Below are 2,198 nucleotides of genomic sequence, written 5' to 3' on the forward strand. Positions count from 1 at the left end.
AAAAAGGGATAAACGAGTGTGGGGTGGCGCGGGCGTCTCCCTTGGAAAATGCCCCTAGATGGCGATCACCTGCTTGCCGACCATGGTGCCGCTTTTCTGGCGCAGGTGGGCGGCGCGCACCGTGTCGGCCGAGAGCCCGGCCAGGACTTCGCTCACCGTGGTGCGCAGGGTTCCGGCCTCGACCAGCCGGGCCACATTGTCGAGAATGAGCCCCTGCCGGGCCATGTCCGCGGTGCTGAAAAGCGACCGGGTGAACATGAATTCCCAGCAGATGCGGGCGGATTTCTGCTTGAGGATGGTAATGTCGAGCGGTCCCGACGGATCGTCGATCAGGCAGATCGCGCCTTGCGGGGCCAGCACCCGGGCCATGGCCGCCCAGTGTTCTTCCATGTGGGTGGTGCAGTAGACGGCCTCCACCTCGGCCATCCCGGCCCGGGGCAGCTCCTCGGCCACATCCCCCCGGCCGATGACCACCGTGGCCCCAAGATCCCGGCACCAGGCCGCGGACTCGGGCCGCCCGGCCGTGGCCGCAACCGTCAGCCCGGCCCAGACCCCAAGCTGGATCACCATGGACCCGACTCCGCCGGCCCCGCCGATGACCAGCAGGCGCTTGCCGGCATTGGCCCCGGCGGCCGGGGTAAAGCCCAGGCGGTCAAACAGGCCCTCCCAGGCCGTCAGCGCGGTCAGGGGCAAGGCCGCAGCCTGGGCCGGTTCCAGATTGGCCGGGGCCAGGGCGGCGCGCCGCTCGTCCACGAGCAGGTATTCGGCGTTGCTGCCCGGCCCGGCCAGGGTGCCGGCGCAGTAAACGGTCTGGCCGAGGTCAAAGCGCCGGACCCGCTCCCCCAGCCCGGCCACCGTGCCGCAGGCGTCATAGCCCAGGATACGTTCCTCGCCCGGTGTCAGCCGGGCGAAAATCTTGGTATCCACGGGATTGACCCCGGCGGCGGCCACATGCACCAGGACGTCATGGGGGCCGGGCGTCGGACGCGGTCGGTCGACCTCGATAAAGGCGGCCTGGGAGGCGGGATCGTGTCCTCCCACGGCGAGGATGGCTTTCATGGCGGGGCTCCTTCCCGGTTTGGGTGGTTGGCGGGGTCAGGCCAAGAGCGTTGCGGCCTCGGCCATGATGGCGGCGATGGCCAGCCCTCGGGGACAGGCGGCCTCGGCAGCGGCAACATCCAGGCTGCCGTCGGCCCGGCGCAGGCGCTCGGGCAGGCTGGCGTAGAGTTCCCGGGCCAGGGCCGGCTCGCCGTAGTCGCGGGCGTACATCATGGCCCGCATGACGTCGGCCACCGGGAGGCTGCCGCCCAGGGCCGCGCTGCACACCGCAGCGCAGCCGGCGCAGTAGTCGCCGCGGGTGTCGGCGGCAAAGCGGGCCAGGGCCTCGATGTCCTGCCGGGCCAGGGCCGTGGCGTCGCGGGCGGCGGCCACGTTGGCCGAGAGGATGGTGAGGTTTGGCATTTGCGAGCACACCGAGGCGATAGCCGGGTTTTCCCAGATGGCCTTGAGCTTGGCCTGCTTGTCGGTAAAGCCCTTCTCCAGAAACCGTCCGGCCATGTCCAGTTCGGCCTGGCTGTCGGATTTGACCGGCCCGCCGCCTTGCGTCTTCATGGCCACCACGCCGATGCCGGCCTTGGTGCAGGCCTCAAGCGCCTTTTGCATGGCCGGCTCGGTCATGAGCCGGAAATTGTAGGCCACCATCACGGCGTCGATGAAATCGAGTTTGGCCGCGCCTTCCAGACAGGCTTCCATGTTGTTGTGGCTGCTGAAACCGAAGAATTTGATCTTGCCGGCCTGTTTCTGCTTGGCCGCCCACTCCCGCCAATGGCCGCCCATCTCGTCGATATTGGAGATGGCGTGGACGTAGAACAGATCGACATAGCTGGTTTTTAAGGCGGGCAAGGGCTTCGTCGAGCCGCTCGTCAAAGCGCCCGGCCTTGGTGGTCAGCTTGGTGGTCAGCACCACCTGCCCCCTGGCCTCGGGGTTGCGGGCAAAGAAGCGGCCAAAGCCCTCCTCGGACTGGCCGTTGCCGTAGGCCTCGGCCGTGTCCCAGAAGTTGACACCCCAGGCCAGGGCCTGCTTGAGCAGGAGCTGGCTGTTTATGGTGTCGAACATGCCGCCGAGATTTAGGATGGACACCTCAAGGCCGGTCTTTCCCAGGGTACGGCGGGGGAGAGTCTGGGGGGCGTCAGAGGGC

2 protein-coding genes and 1 pseudogene are annotated in these 2,198 nt (G+C 68.1%); all 3 read right to left on the minus strand.

The window, feature by feature from the left end; translation table 11 throughout:
- Window positions 1-54 precede the first annotated feature (54 nt).
- Entirely contained in the window at window positions 55-1,059 is a 1,005-nt protein-coding gene (locus DVDV_RS21600) for a zinc-binding alcohol dehydrogenase family protein (RefSeq protein ID WP_075356626.1), read from the minus strand.
- Between the two features lie 36 nt (window positions 1,060-1,095).
- A complete protein-coding gene (locus tag DVDV_RS21605; RefSeq protein ID WP_254845494.1) occupies window positions 1,096-1,902 on the minus strand; it encodes an aldo/keto reductase in 807 nt (268 codons plus the stop codon).
- 85 nt (window positions 1,903-1,987) lie between these two features.
- Window positions 1,988-2,116, minus strand: a pseudogene (locus DVDV_RS23705) (aldo/keto reductase); the annotation flags it as partial.
- Window positions 2,117-2,198 lie beyond the last annotated feature (82 nt).

Origin of the sequence: Desulfovibrio sp. DV, from assembly GCF_001936595.1 — a bacterium.
GTDB lineage: Bacteria > Desulfobacterota > Desulfovibrionia > Desulfovibrionales > Desulfovibrionaceae > Solidesulfovibrio.

Coding starts and splice junctions, on each gene's coding strand:
- DVDV_RS21600 (WP_075356626.1), bottom strand. CDS start 1,059: ATGAAAGCCATCCTCGCCGTGGGAGGACACGATCCCGCCTCCCAGGCC.